This window comes from Singulisphaera chitinilytica, from assembly GCF_049331405.1.
Taxonomy (GTDB): Bacteria; Planctomycetota; Planctomycetia; order Isosphaerales; family Isosphaeraceae; genus PoT.
Map to the genome: position 1 here is coordinate 5,624,620 of NZ_CP186274.1, position 17,021 is coordinate 5,641,640.

The 17,021-nt window shown below is 66.4% G+C and carries 11 protein-coding genes; 2 read left to right on the forward strand and 9 right to left on the reverse strand.

Going from position 1 to position 17,021, the window contains the following annotated elements:
• Positions 1-8: 8 nt before the first annotated feature.
• The 3 genes from ACOYYX_RS22425 to ACOYYX_RS22435 form a co-directional block, all read right to left on the reverse strand.
• Positions 9-1,250 carry a sensor histidine kinase gene (locus ACOYYX_RS22425; protein ID WP_422923863.1) on the reverse strand — a complete coding sequence of 414 codons (1,242 nt, stop codon included), beginning with the start codon at positions 1,248-1,250 and terminating at the stop codon, positions 9-11.
• Positions 1,251-1,571: 321 nt separating this feature from the next.
• Positions 1,572-3,245 (reverse strand): FAD-dependent oxidoreductase, encoded by a 1,674-nt coding sequence (locus ACOYYX_RS22430; RefSeq protein ID WP_422923865.1) that lies wholly within the window; start codon positions 3,243-3,245, stop codon positions 1,572-1,574.
• Positions 3,246-3,497: 252 nt separating this feature from the next.
• Positions 3,498-4,034: a rhodanese-like domain-containing protein gene (locus ACOYYX_RS22435; protein ID WP_422923867.1), complete on the reverse strand. Its 537-nt coding sequence runs from the start codon at positions 4,032-4,034 to the stop codon at positions 3,498-3,500.
• 576 nt (positions 4,035-4,610) lie between these two features.
• Between ACOYYX_RS22435 and ACOYYX_RS22440 the strand changes: the two genes are divergently transcribed.
• Positions 4,611-4,964 (forward strand): ArsR/SmtB family transcription factor, encoded by a 354-nt coding sequence (locus ACOYYX_RS22440; RefSeq protein WP_422923869.1) that lies wholly within the window; start codon positions 4,611-4,613, stop codon positions 4,962-4,964.
• A gap of 543 nt (positions 4,965-5,507) precedes the next feature.
• Here ACOYYX_RS22440 and ACOYYX_RS22445 read toward each other — a convergent pair.
• The 5 genes from ACOYYX_RS22445 to ACOYYX_RS22465 all read right to left on the reverse strand — a co-directional run bounded on the left by ACOYYX_RS22445 (position 5,508) and on the right by ACOYYX_RS22465 (position 9,846).
• Positions 5,508-7,598, reverse strand: a complete 2,091-nt coding sequence (locus tag ACOYYX_RS22445) for a G8 domain-containing protein (RefSeq protein WP_422923871.1) — start codon at positions 7,596-7,598, stop codon at positions 5,508-5,510.
• Between the two features lie 85 nt (positions 7,599-7,683).
• Positions 7,684-8,667, reverse strand: coding sequence for a DUF1559 domain-containing protein (locus tag ACOYYX_RS22450; protein WP_422923873.1), 984 nt, complete (start codon positions 8,665-8,667; stop codon positions 7,684-7,686).
• Positions 8,668-9,021: 354 nt separating this feature from the next.
• Positions 9,022-9,450 (reverse strand): DUF1801 domain-containing protein, encoded by a 429-nt coding sequence (locus ACOYYX_RS22455; protein ID WP_422923875.1) that lies wholly within the window; start codon positions 9,448-9,450, stop codon positions 9,022-9,024.
• A 25-nt stretch (positions 9,451-9,475) separates the two neighbouring features.
• Positions 9,476-9,637 carry a hypothetical protein gene (locus ACOYYX_RS22460; protein ID WP_422923877.1) on the reverse strand — a complete coding sequence of 54 codons (162 nt, stop codon included), beginning with the start codon at positions 9,635-9,637 and terminating at the stop codon, positions 9,476-9,478.
• A gap of 59 nt (positions 9,638-9,696) precedes the next feature.
• Positions 9,697-9,846: a hypothetical protein gene (locus ACOYYX_RS22465; RefSeq protein WP_422923879.1), complete on the reverse strand. Its 150-nt coding sequence runs from the start codon at positions 9,844-9,846 to the stop codon at positions 9,697-9,699.
• 230 nt (positions 9,847-10,076) lie between these two features.
• On the opposite strand from ACOYYX_RS22465, the gene ACOYYX_RS22470 reads away from it, so the two are divergent.
• Positions 10,077-11,471 carry a mercuric reductase gene (locus ACOYYX_RS22470; protein WP_422923881.1) on the forward strand — a complete coding sequence of 465 codons (1,395 nt, stop codon included), beginning with the start codon at positions 10,077-10,079 and terminating at the stop codon, positions 11,469-11,471.
• 31 nt (positions 11,472-11,502) lie between these two features.
• On the opposite strand, the gene ACOYYX_RS22475 is transcribed toward ACOYYX_RS22470, so the two are convergent.
• A complete protein-coding gene (locus ACOYYX_RS22475; RefSeq protein ID WP_422923883.1) occupies positions 11,503-16,197 on the reverse strand; it encodes a PAS domain S-box protein in 4,695 nt (1,564 codons plus the stop codon).
• Positions 16,198-17,021 lie beyond the last annotated feature (824 nt).

Genomic DNA, 17,021 nt, shown 5'->3' on the forward strand with positions numbered 1-17,021 from the left:
CTCAACGCTCAGGCATGGGAACCGCCGAGGGCGGGCATGCGGAGCATGAATCTCGCGCCCCCCTGCGGCCGGTTGGATGCGCAGAGCATCCCGCCGTGGTCGTGGGCGATCCGCTGCGAGACGGGCAGCCCGAGCCCGAGCCCCGTCTCCTTGGTCGTGAAAAACGGCTCGTACAGCCGCGCGAAATGCCGGGCGGGGATGCCCGGGCCGGTGTCGAGGACGATGACCTCGACATGCCCGTCGGCCGTGGGCCTGATCTCGACGTCCAGCTCGCCCCCTCGTGGCATGACGTCGAGCGCGTTCAGCGCCAGGTTCACGAGCAGTTGCCGGAGCTGCTCGCCGTCGGCCTCGACCTCGATGGGGGAAGGCGGGGGCTCGAAGTGCAGCACCACACGCTGCTTCCTCGCCCGACCGCCGACGAGGGCGAGCGTCTGATCCACCACCGTGTTCAGGTCGAGGATCCGGCGCTCCGGCCTCGGGGGCCTGGCGAAGTCGATGAAGACATTCAGGCGATCCTCCATCCGGCGGATCTCCAGCTCGATGACCCGCAGGTCCTGCGACTCGGCGTCCTCGAGGTTCGCCTGGACGAGCATCTTGATCGCCGTGAGGGGGTTCCGCAGCTCGTGGGCGAGTCCGGCGGCGACCTGCCCGACCTCGGCCAGCGACTCGGCCCGGAGGACGTTCCGCCCCAGCCTCCTGGCGACGATGTATCCGAGGATCGCCCCGGCCGCCGCCCCGACCAGCCCGACGCTCGCGAGCCCCCAGGCGGTCCATGTGACCGTCCGCCGCAGGCTCCCCTCGGACCGATCCACCTCGCCGCTATTGAACCGCTCGAGCTCTCGGCAGATGGGGACGAGCTCCGAGACCACGAGGGACGAGCCGTCGCGGTTTCCTGCCTGCCTGGGGTCATCTCGCCGGCTCCGGAGGTGGCGGGCGAAGCTCGCCTCCAGCCGATCCACGAGCCTGGCCTCCTCTGGCCTGTCCGCCAGTTTTCGCGCCCGACCGATCAGATCGCCGATCCGGCGCTCCGAGGCCTCCACGGCGGCCGCATTCGCCCCCGACAGGCCATCGATTGCGAGCAAGAGGTCCGTCGCGATCCGACGGCTCCGGAGGTTCTCGTCGAGCTCCCGGATCGATGTCGACTGCCGATAGTGCAGGTAAACCGACGCCGTGAGGCACGAGCCGAGGAACAGCAGGCTCATGAAGAAGCTCGGCCCTGCGATGCGGAGGAGCAGGCTACGCGTCAGCATGAGCCACTCTGGGCAGAACCCGACCCGGGCATCGCAACATCCTGTCCGATCGGCTCCGGCCCACGCACGCGACTGACTCCATCGAACCCGCCCAGAAATTGCAACGCCGACCCGCCCGCGCTCTCGAGTTCCTCAACTCCAGGGAACCGCCATTTGCGAGCAGGTTCACAACCGAAGTGCCCACAACCCCGCGCGTTAATTCCACGCTATGTTTGCCTCGCAACGCCCAACAGACAAGAGGAACCGAATCCGGACACCTGCGGGATACGACCCGAGCCGTCCTCCAAGAGGTCAGGAACTCGATGGCCTTCACTCCCGCTCTCAGCCAGACGCGCCGGCCTTCCCGCCGCCCGGGTGGAAAAGCATGTAGGTCTTGTAACCGCCGCCGATGTTGCTCGCCCTGAAGCCCGACTGGAGCAGGATTCGCGTCGCCAGATATCCTCTCTGGCCGACCTGACAATAGGCGGCGATCTCCGCGTCGCGGGGGAGATCGCCGAGTCGTTGGCGGAGCTCATCAACGGGGATATTCGTGGCGCCGGGGATGTGACCGGCGTGGAACTCCTCGGGCGTGCGGACGTCGAGCACGAATAACGGATTGTCTTGCCGAGGGCCGACGACGGAGTCGACATCGACCTGAGGGTGCTCGCCCCGGAGCAGGCCGGCCGCCACGAATCCGGCCATGTTGATCGGATCCTTCGCAGACCCGTACTGGGGGGCGTAGGCCAACTCGGACTCCTCCAGATCATAAGCCGTCATGCCCGCCTGGATGGCCATGGCGATGACGTCGATCCGCTTGTCGACGCCAGCTCCGCCCACCGCCTGCGCCCCCAAGATCCTCCCATCCTCCGGCGAGAAGAGGAGCTTGATGGAGATCGGCTCCGCCCCGGGGAAGTATCCGGCGTGATTGCCGGGATGGACGTAGACCTTCCGATAGGGGCGACCGGCCCGTATCAGCGACTTCTCCGATGCCCCGGTCATCGCCGCCGTCTTGCCGAACAAACCGACGATCGCCGTGCCCTGCGAGCCGCGATAGCGGGCGTCCGCTCGGCCGCAGATGTGATCGGCGGCGATCCTCCCCTGGCGGTTGGCAGGCCCGGCCAGGGGGATCTGCGTCGGCCCTCCCAGGACGAAATCCTCGACTTCGATCGCGTCGCCGACCGCGTAGATCTCCGGGTCATCGGTCTGGAGGTGGGCGTTGACTCGGATGCCGCCCCGCGGGCCCACCGTCAGGCCGGCTGCGACAGCGAGCGAGTTTTCCGGCCTCACGCCGACGCCCATCACCACCATCTGCGCCTCGAGCCGACGCCCCGACCTGAGGCGTATCTCCAGGCCATTCCGGCCTTCGGCAAACGCGCCCGCCGAGTCGTTCAGGATCAACTCGACGCCGTGCTCGACGAGTGCAGCCGCCAGAGGGGCGGTCATCTCCTTGTCGAATGTCGTCAGGACCTGGTCGCCGGATTGGACGAGTGTCGTGGTCACGCCCCGGCGCACGAGGTTCTCGACCATCTCCAGTCCGATGAATCCCCCTCCGACGACGACGACCCGCTCGATCCCGTCCTCCACCTTCTTCTTGATCAGGTCCACGTCGCGTAAATCGCGGAGGGTGAAAATGCCGGGGAGGTCGGCCCCAGGGACCTCGGGGCGTATCGGGGCCGCGCCGGGCGCGAGGATCAGCCTGTCATAATCGATCTCGTATTCACGCCCCGAGTTGAGGTCGCGGACCCGGACCCGCTTGGCGGCCCGGTCGATGGACTCGACGGAGGTGCGGACCCGGACGTCGATCCGGAACCGCTCGCGCAGTTGATCGGGGGTCACGATCAGCAACTTGCCCCGCTCGGCGATCTCGCCGCCGACGTAGTAAGGCAGCCCGCAATTGGCGAACGAGACCTCCGAGCCCCGCTCGAACAGGACGATCTCAGCCGACTCCGAGAGGCGTCGGGCCCGCGCGGCCGCCGACGCGCCGCCGGCCACGCCGCCGACGATCACAATTTTCATCTTCGATGGACTCCCTGACGGGGATTACCGTCGTTTCAAGCCCGAATTCGCCCACACTCTTCCCGGGGCACCGCTCGGACAGCACGCGGACATCGACGAGCACAGCCTCGCCATCCGCGATGGCCTTCCTGGCCTCCTGCGGAGTGCCTCAGGTATATTTCCTCTCGCCTGCAAATGTAGAAGCCAGCCCGATGATCGACCCCCGGCAAGATTGCATCCCTCATCGGCCGGCTCCCTCGTCGTCGGGGTCGCTCAACCTCGGTCCGAGGCCCGATTCCAGGGCATCCGTGCGAGGACCATCCCCATGCCGCAGGTGTCGGTGACGCCCGAAAAGACCAGGCCCGCGCCGATGAACCCCGGGAGCCCGAGGAAGGCGGGATGCAGGAAGGCGCCGAGCGCCGTGCCGAGCACGACCAGCGAGCCCGCCGCGATCCGGACCTGCCGCTCGAGGGATACCGCCTTCGCGCCCCGGATCACGGGCAGCCCCGCCCGCTCCCAGGCCAGTGTCCCCCCTTCGACGCTCACCACGTCGTCGAAGCCGGCTTTCCGGAAGGCCTCGGCCGCCTGCCGGCTACGGGCGCCCGACCGGCAGATCAGATACAACGGTCCTTGGCTAGAATCGTCGCGTGCGGCCATGACCGCCCGCGGCTCCAGCGCGTCGAGCGGGATCGACCGGGCCTCCTCCGCGTGCACCTCGCGATATTCGACGGGGGTACGCACGTCGATCAGGTCGATGGGGCGTCCGTCCCCTCGCAATCTCCTGATTTCTTCCGGCGTGATTGTCTTCATATCGAACGTCTCCTCCATTTGACGACCGCCCCGGTGCTCAGGACTCGAAGCAGCCAAAGCCCTCTTCGTGCTGCTTGAGATACGACTTCCATCGCCCCCGACGGCGCGATATCGACGCCCGCCAGGAAACATCCCCCATCGTGATGGGTTCTGACGCATCGCGTTCTCGCAAGGGAAGGCGACGCCCATCTTGCTCAGGGCTCGACGGTGGCCGCGTGCTCGCACCGCGACGTCGCTGCCAGTTCAGTCCTCGCCGCGTGGCAGACGACTCGATCCTGGCCTTCGGCTCTTCCTCGAGTGCTGTTGGCCACGCCCCGCAGGCCAACCCCTTGCATCCCCGTTTCCTCGAGATCGACCCGGGCCACGCCCGAAATCGCGGGGACCTCCCAAGGCAGGCCGGGAATCTGAATCCGGGCCGCATCCAAGGGCTCACGAAGAGCTACAGCAGAACGGGATGATCCGATCACCGAAGCCGCGATGGGGAGCATCCGGGCTCCTTTCCATCGCCGTTCCTCGTGCTACAATATTACTGAAACTCCAATTAACTATATTCTCCACCAGTTGTTTAGTCAACACATGGCCGCCGACATCCCCGACGAATTCCTCGACCTGATCTCCGACAAGTTCCGGATGCTCGCCGATCCCACGCGGTTGGCCATCCTCCGCTGCTTGATGCAGGGGGAGAAGAATGTGTCAGAGGTCGTGGAGGGGACGGGCAGGAGCCAGGCCAACGTCTCGAAGCACCTCAAGATGCTCACCGAGTCCGGCCTGGTGGGTCGGAGGAAAGCCGGCTTGCAGGTCTTCTATCGGATCGACGACCCGCTCGTGGAGCGGCTTTGCGAACTGGTCTGCGAGTCCATCGTCCGCGAAATTCGCGAGGGCCTCGCCAAGGGGAACAAACTGCTAGGCGACCTGCCTCCCGGGGGATGATAGGACGATCCGCGGCCTCCGAGTATTAGCCCATCTCTTCTTACTTCCAAATAGATTTGCATACAACAATTTCAAGCAAGGCGAAACCCCGCGGGGCCTTCGCGCCCGCGTCGTGGCACCGTCCCAAATATCAGCATCCATCAACACTATAATCAGAATGCCGCCCATCTTCTTGATGTCGACCACCGTTGCACTGTTGTGGACGATAGGCATCGAATCCTTGACGGAGAGGTTCCCCATCTTCAGGGTGGAGCCCATATCTTCCGGATTCGGGTTGTATTCGAGGAGCTTGGAGGGATCGACGTGGGCCACGATGGACCGCATGTTCGGGCCGAACGGAGAGTTGGCGACGGTCCCCGGGGAATTCATCCGGGCGCTTCCCGATATCCCTCACACCGCCGGTGAGATGACATGAGCCGCCCATATCCTGCGAGAAATCGCGGTTCCGAGGCTTCCTGGCCAAGCTCCGGTTGAAACGATCGTGGCGGGCCCCAGGACACCGGCGGCCCGCCACGATTCCGGCCTCAAGGGCATATCGTGCGGTTACTTGGCGTCCAAATGCAGGACGTGCGGCCGGGGTTCGGAGTGGCCGCGGACGTCTTCGGATTGGGCGCGGACCTCGAAGGGCTTGCCGGCGGGGGCGTCGAGGGAGATCTCCCACTCGGCGAAGCTGTCGCGGGTCGAGCGCGCCGGGCGGCCGTTGACGGTGACGCGTCGCACGTCGCTGGCGTCGGCCGTCGAGCCCTTGACCACGAGCAGGTTGCCGTCGCGGACGGCGCTGGTGATGACCGTGACGGGCGGCATGTCGTCCCGGAAGCTCGAGAGCCCGCGGAAGGCCCCGCTCTCCCCCTCGGATTTCGAAGGGACGTAGCCCGAGCTGAGCGGGTTGTGGATGTCGTTGACCCGCATGTCGCTGGTCGTCATCCGGCGGAACCCGGAGCGATCCATGATCGACCGCCAGATCGCCACGTCCGAGCGGAAGACGTCCAGGCCGTCGATGAAGACGCCCGTCGTGCCGAGGTGGGTCGCCCAGTTCGCCTCCCAGCAGCGGAAGTCGCGGATCCAGAACGGGTGCTCCCCTTTGGGCATGGCCTCGGCGGCCTCGCGGGCCAGGGTCTCGTTCTGGCTGTAGAAGTCGAGGCCTCGGTCAGGCCGGGTGACGCCCCGGAGGTTGAGGCAGAAGAACTTCATCGTGTGGGCTTCGTTGCCCTGGAACCGGACGAACGGCATGATCCTCGAGTCCTCGGGCTGGATCGAGCCGTCGGGCTGTCGGATCGGTCGGATCGGGTCGTAATTCTCGGTCTTCTTGGTGTCGAAGCGGTAGCCGTACTCGGCGCACTCGACGGCCACGTTCCTGGTGAAGCTGTTCTGGCTGTTCGCCCACCAGAATCCGGCCCCTCGGTTGAGGTCGAAGGGGACATCCTGATCCTTCTGCGGCTTGCCGGGCATCACAAGCGCCGCGAGGTTGTGGTCGAGGATGTTGTTGATCTCGGTGCCGCTCTCGAGGAAGTAGCCGTGGCCGACGCTCTTGTAGCCGACGTTGTCGCGAATCACGAGGTCGTCGGTGCCGTGGATGGTGATCCAGCGGTTGTGGCTGTCCCAGATCGATGCACCGATGACCGAACTGCCCCGCATCGACTCGCCGGCCAGGTGGAAGTGGATGCTGTAGCGCCCCTTCTCGTCGCGCTTGCCGAGGTGCCGGAACTCCGCGTAGTTGATCGAGCCGGCCGAATTCTTGTGGTACATCGTGTGGCCGCGGACCCCGTTGGGATCGGCCGACTCGACGACCACGTTGCGCGTGAGGTTCGCGATCTCGGCGCGGAAGTTCCCCTCGGCGTAGTGCGAGAAGGCGAGCGGCCTGTCCAGCTTGACCGCGTAGCCGCCGGTGAAGTCCCGGGGCGAGAGGCCGGTGATCTGCCGCTCCTCGGTCTGGGCCCCTGCGAGGAAATCGCCACCGACACCGCGGCCGTCGCGCTGGCGGCGGGTGCTCGTGACGATGATCTTGTCCCCTTGCTTCCAGCCCTCGGCCCATTCATCGACGTAGACCGACGTCGCGCCGGCGTCGGCCGTCTTGCGGACCTTGAGCCAGGTCTGGGGCATCGGGGTGCCGTGGAACTCCATCCGGCCGCCGCAGCAGACGATGGCCGGGCACGAGACCTTATCCATCCCCTCGATGTAATGCAGCCGGATCGTCGCGGTGTGGTCGGGGGCGATCGGAGAGCCGGGCTTCCCCACGAGCAGGGCCGGGCGGCTCCCCTCCCCCATCCCCTTCATGTCACCCATCGAGGCGTGGCAGTCGAAGCCATCTTCCGACGGCTTATCGCTGCGGACGATCGTGAGCAGGCCGACCTCGAGCCGGGTGGTGCGATCCCTGGCGAACTCGAGCGTCCCGGCGACCTGGACGAGCCGGATGACCTCCTCGGAAGCGACGTCGTAGCCGACCTCGTGGCCGGACCGGATGACCACCCGGTCGCCCGCCTTCGGGACGCGGCCCACGTCCCAGGTCTCCTTCGCCGACCAGGGCCCCGATTTGGTGGAGCGGACCACCGGGGGCTCCTCGGCCCGGATGGTCGAGTTGAGCGTGAACAAGGTCGTCAGGACGACACCGATGCGGATCGAGAAACTTCTTATCATGAGTTGATCTCGAAAGTGAAAACAACGGCCGACGTGTATAAAGAGAGTGTGGTCCATCGACGAAGCCTCGCCGCCTGTGGCCGGCTCAGTCCTGGACGATCTCGCCGCCATTCCGGCTGACGAAGGACATCAGGGATGAGACGGTCATGGTTTGCCGGAACATCCTGACGCTGCCGTCCCCCATCGCGACGTTCGCCCCCGAAGGGTGGAATCCGAAGACCCCCTGCGAGTTGTTGCAGTTGATCGCGCAGGCGGTCCCGGCGGGGGTGCTCGTGTTCGTCGGCGGCGGGGCGTTGGAATACCCCTGGACCTGGAACGCACACCAACCGAGCCAGGCCCCCCAGGCTCCCGGCTGGTCGAGCGTCAGGTCGGTGTCCGGCATCGGCCAGCCCACGCCCTTGACGTAGTGCTTGTCATACCCCGCGTGCTCGAGGAACAAGGTGGTGTTCGAGAGCCCGTCGCTGACCATCGCCATCGTCGGCGTGGTGCCCTTGAGGATCGGGTCGGGCGCGGTGGCGCCGGGGTATAGCAAGGTGATGGTCGCCGCGCTGATGGCGTGGTTGACCCAGTAGTCGCAGACCCAGCCCGTCATGTTGGCGCCGTTGGCGTCGGTGATGAAGGCCCCATACGACTTCCCGGTCGAGCTGGCTTTCCGCAGTCGGATGGTCTGCTGGTTCGGATTCGATGGGCAGAGGAGGACCGACAGGTTCGTGTTCGAGACCGTCTGGTTGCCGGGGTCGGCGAATCCGCCCGAGAGCGTGACGTTGAACGCGTTGTTGAGCACCCCTTGCTCCAGGAACGGGAGCATCGTGACCATGTGGCCATACTGGGGCTTGCTGGACGGCCTGGCGGAAGGGAAACATCCGTTGACGTCGTGATAGTTGTGCGCGGCCAATGCGATCTGCTTCAGGTTGTTGACGCACTGGATCCGCCTCGCGGCCTCGCGTGCCGCCTGGACGGCCGGCAGCAGCAGGGCGATCAGCACCGCGATGATCGCGATGACCACGAGGAGCTCGATGAGCGTGAAGGCGCCACGGCGTCTTGGACGCCAAACAGGGGAATGCGACACGAGGCAGGATCTCCTTGAGGATGACGAACATCCGTGCCAACCAAACAAGACCGATCCCATGATCGATCACTGATTTCAGGTTGACTTAGTGTCCGAACCAAGGCCCCTAGCGGCCGAGTCGCACCGCACTTGCAATCGTCATACCATGCACCGCAGCCAACGGATCGGAGCGTACGCGCCTGAAGGAATCTACAAAAGACATCATTGGTGAGAGTTGGCCCAATCGATCGCGTGGACAGGAATTCGCCGAAGGAGGCGAATTCCTGTCCACGAGGGATCAAGCGTTGCGTCGAATGATTGGGGCGACGGCGGAAACACGTCCACATGAGTTGCGCTGGTGGAAATCGCCACAGCTCACGTTTTTTTTCGACCGCCGGCTTTGGACGCATTCAAGGCCACGGCATCCCGAATGAGGGTCTTCAGGGCCTCCTCATCCAGGGTGTCGCCCTCGCGGAAATCGATCGCGCGCCGAGTGTTGCCTTCGAGGCTGGAGTTGAAGAGGCCCGAAGGGTCCCCGAGCGAGGCCCCCTTGGCGAACGTCAACTTCACGGCGCCCTTGTACGTCTCGCCGGTGCAGACGATGCCGTCGTGCGAGAAGGTCGGGACCCCGGCCGGATTCGTCGGCTTGATCCACTTCCGCTCCTCGATCATCTCGGGGGCCGCGTCCATGATCAGGGTGCGGATCCGACTGAGCATCTCAACCCGCCAGTCGGCGGCGGGCTCGAGGCTCGCGTCGGCGGGTTCGGATGCAGACTCGGCGATCTTCGATGGGCCCTTCTTCACGCCCCTGCCTCCTTGGTAAAAAGGTTCAAGCCTTCGGCCGGTGCGCCTCCAGGAACCCCTCGACCCACGAGTGGTCGCCGGCCATCGAGCGGGCGACGAGCCCTGGCACAACAACGAAGTACCAGCCGAAATAGGTATCCTGGAACCACCCATCGCCCAGACGCACGCAGTCGCAACTGATCGCCATCCCGTCGGTCAGCTCGCCCGGGCGGGCGTCCTCGGGATCGACCCATTCGCACGCGCCATTCAGAGAGTCGTCGTCGATCTCCAGACCCGAGAGCTGCCGCAGACGTAGACCCTACCGTCGTAGGCATCGACGTTCACGCAGGGCTTGTCCTCGACCCGGAGGATCATCGCCTGAACCGCTTCGCGTTGCTTGGGCTCCCAGAAATCCATCGGCGAGTCCTCCGTCGGATCTCCACGCGCCGAGGCGAGTGGTCACTCCCCAGCTCCTTCGCCCGCATCCCTTCGTCCGCTGGGCGGATTCTACCCACCCGGCCTCTGCGGTTCGAGCGGGACTCCCCTTTGGATGAGGGGCGTCGGGCCGATCCCCACTCCGATGGCATCCCATTCGCTGATTTGATTTTGCGTCTGTATTATTCGTCGAGTCGTTGGAGCCGCGTTCGATGGCCGAGCCTACGGAAATCTTTGATGCGATCCTGATCGGTGCCGGGCAGGCAAACAACCCCCTTGCGCGATCGCTCGCGAGGTCGGGACGTCGCGTCGCCCTGATCGAGAAGGGCAAGATCGGCGGGACCTGCGTCAACACCGGTTGCACGCCGACCAAGACGATGGCCGCCAGCGCCCGAATCGCCTACCTGGCTCGACGCGCCGGCGAGTATGGCGTGCATCCCGGTGCGGTCGAGGTCCGGCTCGACGAGGCCCGGGATCGGACGCGGGCGATCGTCGAGCGGTTCAGCTCCGGGAGCGAGAGGAAGCTCGAGTCGACGGAAGGCCTGGAGCTGATCCGGGGGCGTGGCTCCTTCGCCGCCCCGCGCACGGTGCGCGTGGAGCTCAACGACGGCGGCACCCGCCTGCTCTCCGGCGAGGTGATCGTCATCGACACCGGCTGCCGCCCCGCCCGTCCCGAGATCCCCGGCCTGAATTCCGTCCCATGGCTCGACTCCTCGGGGGTCCTGGAGCTTGGCGAGATCCCCGAGCACCTGCTCGTCCTCGGCGGCGGCTATATCGGCGTCGAGTTCGCCCAGATGTTCCGCCGGTTCGGCAGCCGCGTGACGCTCTTCCAGAAGGGCGGGCAACTGCTCTCGCGAGAAGATCCGGACATGGCCGAGGCCCTCGCCGAGATCCTCCGCGAGGACGGGCTCGACGTCATCCTGAACGGCGAGGCCACGCGGGTCGGGGGTAGCGCCGGGGACATCCAACTGAGCGTGCGGTCGGACGGTCGAGTGCGAGAGGTGACCGGCTCGCACCTCCTTGTCGCCACCGGGCGCGTGCCGAACACGGAAGACCTGAACCTAACCGCCGCGGGGATTCGAGTGGACGACCGGGGCTTCATCCCGGTCGATGAACGTCTGGCGACCAACGTGCCTGGGATCTACGCCCTCGGCGACGTGAACGGCGGCCCGGCCTTCACCCACGTCTCCCACCACGACAACCAGATCCTGCGCGAGAACCTCTTGCACGACGCCGGCCGTACGACCTCCGGGCGCCTGATCCCCTTCACCGTGTTCACCGACCCCCAGTTCGGGCGGGTCGGCCTGACCGAGGAGGAGGCGCGCGAACGTGGACATCAGTTGCGGATCGCGAGGCTGCCCATGACCGACATTGCCAGGGCCGTCGAGATCGGCGAGTCGCGAGGTCTCCTCAAGGCGATCGTGGACGCCCGCACGGACCTCATCCTCGGCTGCACGGCACTCGGGATCGAGGGGGGCGAGATCATGGCGATGGTGCAAATCGCCATGATGGGAAGGCTCTCCTATCGGCGGATCCGCGACGATATGTTCGCCCACCCGACCCTGGCCAGGGGGCTCAATAACCTCTTCGCCCACCTGGAGGAATGATGGACGCCGAGGGCCGGGCGTCCTGGCTGTGTCACTCCTTCGCCTTGATGCCGCGGACGATCCGGTCGAGTTCGTGGGGGTCCGCCGGCTTGACCAGGTGGTGATCGAAACCGGCCTCGCGGGTCCGCCTCCGGTCCTCGTCCTGGCCCCAGCCGGTGAGCGCCGTCAGGATCACGCCGCGCAGTTCCGTGCTCTCGCGGATGCGGTGGGCGACCTCGTATCCGCTCATCCCGGGGAGGCCCAGGTCGAGCAGGATGAGCTGCGGCCGGAAGTTGGCCAGCAGGCGCAATGCTTCGGGCCCGTCGTGGGCGGTCTTGACGCGGTGCCCTCGCATCTTGAGCAGCCTGGCCAGCGTTACCGCCGAGTCGCGATTGTCGTCGACGACCAGGATATCGAGCTGGTCGACGGCCGGGGCGGTGAACGCAGCGGGGGGGGCGTCCATGGCCGGCGAGGCTTCATCGACCACCGGGATTCGCACGGTGAACGTGCTGCCTTCGCCGGGCCCGGGGCTCTCCGCCGCCACGGTCCCGCCATGCATCTCGACGAGCCGCTTGACCAACGTCAGGCCGATCCCCAGCCCCCCTTGCGAGCGCTCCAGCGACGTCCCCACCTGGGTGAACATCTCGAAGACCTTGGGGAGCATCTCGGAGGGGATCCCCAGACCCGTGTCGGCGACCTTGATCGTCGCATGGCCGTCGACGCGCTTGACGCTCAGCACGATCCTCCCGCCGGGCGGGGTGTACTTGGCGGCGTTGTTGAGGAGGTTGGCCAGCACCTGCACCAGGCGAGTGCGATCGGCCTCGACGGTCAATGGTTCGCGCGGCATCCGCAGGGCGAGTTCGTGATCGGCCGCCTCGATCGCCTGCCGGCTCGTCTCCACGGCGGCGTCGACGATCTCTCGCAGCGGCACGCGTTCCATCCTCAAGACGACCTTGCCGCTCGACACGCGGGCGACGTCCATCAGGTCCTCGACGAGATGGGTGATATGCCCGAGCTGCCGATCCATCATCGACATGGTCTGGCCGGCTTCCTCCCCCTCGGTCCCCCCCATGCGCAGGATGTGCAACCCGTTGCGGACCGGGGCGAGTGGGTTCCGCAGCTCGTGGGCGAGGGTCGCCAGGAACTCGTCCTTGCGGCGGTCCTGCTCCTGCAAGGTGCGATAGAGCTGGGCGTTCTCGATCGCCACGTTGACCCGCTCGGCGAGGTTCTGGGCGACCCGCAATTCCTCCTGGCCGAAGCGGCGGCGAGAGGACGAGCTGAGGAAGGTGATCCCGCCGATCACGCGGCCCCGCGAGAGGAGCGGGACGCATAAATAGGAGCGAATCCCGAGGCCGAGGAGCCGGGCCAGCCGCTCGGGCCCCTGCGGGGCGGTGCTGGGGTCGGCCTCGGCGAGGTCGAACATCACCTCCGGCTCGCCGGTCCTCAGGACGTGCGGCACCACCCCGGAGGTCCCGTCGACCGCTCGGAACGTGGCATCGGCGCTGCGGGCATTCGAAACGTCCTCGGCCTCGGCCGCGGTCACCGCCAGCCGTTCCCGTGTCCCATCCTCGCCGATCATGTCGACCACGCACCAGTCGGCGAAGCCGCCGACGGCCAGGTTGGCGATCCGGTTGAGGGTGCTCTGGTAGTCCACCAGCTCGGAGAGCGAGGAGCTCGCGTCGGCCAGGAACCGCACCGAGTCCTCGGCGCGTTTGCGGGCGGTGACGTCGCGGAAGACCTTGCCGAACCCGTGCAGTGCGCCGTCGTCGCCCCAGAGCGGCACCATCACCCCGTCGGCGAAGAACTGGTTTCCATCCTTGCGGAGGTGCCAACGCAGGTCTTCGGCCCGCCCTTCGCGAACGGCCTTCGCCATCTCCATCTCGGGGATTCCGGCCGCCCGGTCCTCGGGGGTGAAGAAGACGTCGGCCGGCTGCCCGAGGATTTCCTCCGGGCCGATGCCGGTGATGCTCTCGGCCCCGCCGGCCCACTCGACCACCGTCCCTTCGCGGTCGGTGACGACCACCGCGTAATCCCTGGCCCGGTCGACCAGGAGCTTGAGCCGCTCATCCTTCTCCCGCAGGAGCGCCTCCGCCCGCTTCCGGTCGGAGATGTCGCTGAATAGCACGCCGACCCTGCGGTCGCTCGCCGAGCCGACCCGGAACGCGGAGACGTCGTACCAGCGTCCGAGGTCGGCCACATAGTCGGCCCGATGGAAGGGCTCGCCGGTCTCCGCGACTCGGGCGTACCCCGCGATCCAATAGCTTTCGTGGTTCGGCATCACCTCGCGGGCGGTCTTGCCCACGATGTCGGCCATCCCCGTCTGCTTCTCGAGCGCGGGGTTGACCAATAGGTAGCGATAGTCGACGGGGCGGCCCTCGTCGTCGAGCACAGGCTCGACGACGCAGTACCCCTCGTCCATGGACTCGAACAGCGACCGGAAGCGCAGCTCGCTCTCCCGCAGCCGTTCCACCGCTCGCCGCCGCTCGGTCACGTCCTGCATCGCCCCGACGAGCCGGATCGTCTTGCCCTCCTGGTGGATGGCATGACCGCGGTCGAGGACGGTGGCATAGGTCCCGTCCGCCTTGAGGAATCGGTACTCGTCCGTCCAGTGGGCCTTGCCGTGGTCGATGGCCGCGTGGATGCCGTCGACCACTCGCTTGCGATCGTCAGGGTGAATATGTTCATACCACCACGAGGCGCCCGGGCCGACGTCCTCCGCGCGGTGGCCGAAGAGTGCGGTCACCCCTTCGTTCCACCAGACGGCGTCGGTCTCCATGTCCCAGTCCCAGACCGCGTCGTTGGTCGCGCGGGCGACGATGGCGAAGCGGTCGTTGCTCTCGCGGACCGCGGCCTCGGCCCGGCGCTGCTCGGTCACGTCGAGCGTCACGCCATCGAATCGCCGGGCAACTCCCGACTCATCGTAATATGTCCCCCCGATCGCCCGTATCCATTTCTCGGCGCCCGTCGCCTCGTCGACGGTCCGGTAGTGGATGTCGTAGCTCGACCGATTGGTGATGCTCCGCTCGATGGCGGCCCGCGTCGGCTCGCGGTCGTCGGGGTGGATTCGTTCGTAGAAGGTGCCGATCGTGACGCGGGCGTCCGGCGGGAGCCAGAAGTGGGCCTTGACCCGTTCATCCCACCGGAGCTCGTCAAACGGCAGGTCGCAGTACCAGAACCCGATCCCCGACACCCTGACCGCGTAATCGAGGCGTGCACGGCTCGCGGCCAGGGCCTCCTCGGCCCGCTTGCGATCGCTGATGTCGACCACCACGCCGGCCCACCCGACGGGCTCACCCTCCGCGGACCGCTCGACCGCCCCGCGTGCGAGCAGCCAGCGCTCGCCCCCCTGCCCGACCACCCGGTACTCGCTGCGAAATGCTGCGTCGGTGTCGAGCGTCCGCTGGATCTCCGCCGCGACTCGCTCTCGATCCTCGGGATGGATGGCGTCCAGGAAGTCGACCACCGGCGCCGAGGCTCGGTCGTCGGCAATCACCCCGAAAATCCCGACGAAGTTGCGGTCCCCGGTGACGCGGTCGGCCTTGATGTCCCAGTAGTAGGTGCCGACCTCCCCGGCCTGGAGGGCGGAAGCCAGGGCCCGCCGGGCACGCTTGGCGTCGGTCACATCGCGGGCGACCTTGGACGCCCCGGTGATGTGACCCTCGGCGTCCATGATGGGCGAGATGATCAGTTCCACGTCGACACGCCGGCCGTCCTTGCGGACGCGTTGCGTCTCGAAGTGCTCGACTCGCTCCCCCCGGCTCAAGCGTTCCTGGATGACGCGTTCCTCGTCGAGCCGATCCTCGGGGATCACGAGCGTGATCGACTTCCCGACGGCCTCCGCGCTGGTGTAGCCGAAGATCCGCCGAGCCCCCGCGTTCCAGGACCGGATGGTGCCGTCCAGGTCCTTGCCGACGATGGCATCCTGGGACGACTCGACGATCGCCGCCAGCCGGGCCTGGGCGATCTCGGCCTCCTTCCGCTCGGTGATGTCGCGGAAGACCAGGACTGCGCCCGAGACGGTCCCCGCCTCGTCCCGGATGGGGGCGGCGGAATCGTCGATCGGCCGCTCGGACCCGTCGCGAGAGATCAGGATGGTGTGATTGGCCAGCCCGACGATGACCCCGGTCTCAAGCGCCCGCAGCGCCGGGTTCTCGACCGCCTCGCGGGTCGTCTCGTTGACGATGCGGAAGACCTCGGTGAGGGGCGTCCCTCGGGCGTCCTCCAGGGGCCACCCGGTCAGCTTCTCGGCCACGGGATTGAGGAAGGTAACGAGTCCGTCGGTATCGGTGGCGATCACGGCGTCGCCGATGCTCGCGAGCGTCGTCCGCCAGAGCTCGTCCTGCCTTGGCTCCCGGGCGGTCGTCCCTCCCCGCTGGCTGTGGAACCGATCGACGAGCGCCGTGACCTTAGCCCGCAGTATGACGGGAGGCAGTTGACCGGCCAGGTGGTCCACCGCCCCGAGGGCGTACGCCTCCTCGAATGGGAAATCATCCGCCACGCCGAGGAAGATGATGGGCGTCTGCCGGTCGAGCTTACGGATGCTCTTCGCCGCCCCCAAACCGGGCAGGTCCAGGCCCGACACCTCGATGAGGATGGCGGCGAACTCGGCCTCGGAGATGCAGCGGAGTGCTTCCTCCGAGGAACCGGCACGGACGAACCTCACCCCCAGGTCGCCGAGGGGATCCTCCGGCGAGTTCTCCGGCCTGGCATCGACGAGCAGTATCTTGACGGGGTCGTTCGTAGTCACCGGTCCCTCTGCCGAGCGGTATTCTGTCCGTCTGCTGGAGCTGCCCAGGCAGCGCGTCCAGGATCCGTCCGCCGACAACGACGGGGCCGATTGCTTCCGTCCAGACGGCTACCGATTCGCACGGCCGCCAAGGGAGAGATTTTATCTTCCGACGCCGCGAATCCCAACGTGGATCAGCATCACATCCCTCCACCTACCCGCCGAGATCTCGTCGCCTTTTTGGCATTCTGGAGAGCGAGACTTCGAAGCCGAACGATCCGAGAAGTTCCTTGCCGATATTCCCGTTCCCGTGCCCACCCCCCTGCAAAGCGAGGGTAATCTTCCCTCTCAAGACGCCCCCTGCTCATGATCGCCGCCTCGCCGCCTGCCGATCTGATTTCCTGGCAATCATAGCTCATCGCTCAAGCACGGCATCCGCCAGGGAGCTTGCGAGCTTCACAATTCCTGGCAACATGCTCAGCCTTGCGCTTCGACTTGCCTCCGCGGGCGACCAAATCACCCCAGTACAGGCAATATCTCTGTAGCGGTGCCTTCACCCGATTCCGCGGAAACTGATGGCGTACGGAACTTGCAAACAGGATGCCGACCCCTTCCTCCGGAATGTGTGCTTACCACCAGGACGACAAGGAACCTCGCCGATCCTTCAGTACCGCGACCGTAGCAAGGCTCTATTCCGCATCCGGCCAGCCTGGCCTTCTCGATTGAGACCATCTACGGCCAAGCCAGCGGGATGGCAAACGACTTCAAAGACGGCGAACCTCCGCGGTCCTGTATTTCGGATTCAACACGGCCGCCGCATCGTGCCGATTATGCCAACACATGGC

Coding starts and splice junctions, on each gene's coding strand:
- ACOYYX_RS22440 (WP_422923869.1), top strand. CDS start 4,611: ATGGCCGCCGACATCCCCGACGAATTCCTCGACCTGATCTCCGACAAG.
- ACOYYX_RS22430 (WP_422923865.1), bottom strand. CDS start 3,245: ATGAAAATTGTGATCGTCGGCGGCGTGGCCGGCGGCGCGTCGGCGGCC.
- ACOYYX_RS22460 (WP_422923877.1), bottom strand. CDS start 9,637: ATGGCGATCAGTTGCGACTGCGTGCGTCTGGGCGATGGGTGGTTCCAG.
- ACOYYX_RS22445 (WP_422923871.1), bottom strand. CDS start 7,598: ATGATAAGAAGTTTCTCGATCCGCATCGGTGTCGTCCTGACGACCTTG.
- ACOYYX_RS22470 (WP_422923881.1), top strand. CDS start 10,077: ATGGCCGAGCCTACGGAAATCTTTGATGCGATCCTGATCGGTGCCGGG.
- ACOYYX_RS22435 (WP_422923867.1), bottom strand. CDS start 4,034: ATGAAGACAATCACGCCGGAAGAAATCAGGAGATTGCGAGGGGACGGA.
- ACOYYX_RS22465 (WP_422923879.1), bottom strand. CDS start 9,846: ATGGATTTCTGGGAGCCCAAGCAACGCGAAGCGGTTCAGGCGATGATC.
- ACOYYX_RS22425 (WP_422923863.1), bottom strand. CDS start 1,250: ATGCTGACGCGTAGCCTGCTCCTCCGCATCGCAGGGCCGAGCTTCTTC.